Source organism: Yersinia sp. 2542 StPb PI (genome assembly GCF_048593855.1).
GTDB classification, from domain to species: Bacteria; Pseudomonadota; Gammaproteobacteria; order Enterobacterales; family Enterobacteriaceae; genus Yersinia; species Yersinia enterocolitica_E.
Genome location: NZ_JAZGQA010000467.1, coordinates 1 through 693, shown reverse-complemented (window position 1 = coordinate 693; position 693 = coordinate 1). Strand labels below are relative to the sequence as shown.

The following is a 693-nucleotide window of genomic DNA, read 5'->3' as shown; positions in this document are numbered from 1 at the left end:
CCTAGATTCGGTTTCACCAATTGGATGAGAGTGAATAACACCCCCCGATTCTTTAGTTACTACCCAGCAAGTTTCCTTTCCTTTATATGCACCTTGAACATCTCTAAATTCCTTAACTTTCCAAGATTGACCATTAGTTACTGAAATCCCTGTCAACCAAACTTCTTGATCAACTTCAGGGATATTAACACCTTGTTTGAATTTTGCCGGACCTGATTTAATCGAGTTAACAATATCGTCCCACTTCATATTCTTAGGTGGGTAATGTTTGAAACCATGAGGATATGACCCTTTAGATGTACTTAGATAAACATACACCGGTTCCAGCCCCGACTCTGCTGGGAACCAAATGATGTAATCGTGGAAATCCATCTCCTCATGTGCAAGGAACGTCAGTGCTCGCTTTGTCGCCAGAAAAGTGATATCGGTTCCAGTATGCTGCGGGAAGACCAGCGCACTGGCAGGTTGTGGTAATACCGAGCTGATATCCATGCCGGGCGGTTGTGCTGGAGTAAAAGTAAAGGTGCGTGGCGGCTGGTTGTCGGTGGTAGAAGTATATTAGGATTTCCAGCACTAAGCCCTCTCGGCACGCCCTTGACGCCATCAGTTGAGCCACGGCGGCCCTGACCCATGACATTACTGTGTCCTTTTCCCATACTTTATTTCCTTATTTAAGTTTTTATAATTAACGAG

The 693-nt window shown here is 44.7% G+C and carries 1 pseudogene; it reads right to left on the bottom strand.

Annotation, left to right across the window (positions count from 1 at the left end):
* Positions 1 to 546 (bottom strand): annotated as a pseudogene (locus tag V1952_RS22325) (S-type pyocin domain-containing protein); the annotation flags it as partial.
* Between the last annotated feature and the right edge of the window lie 147 nt (positions 547 to 693).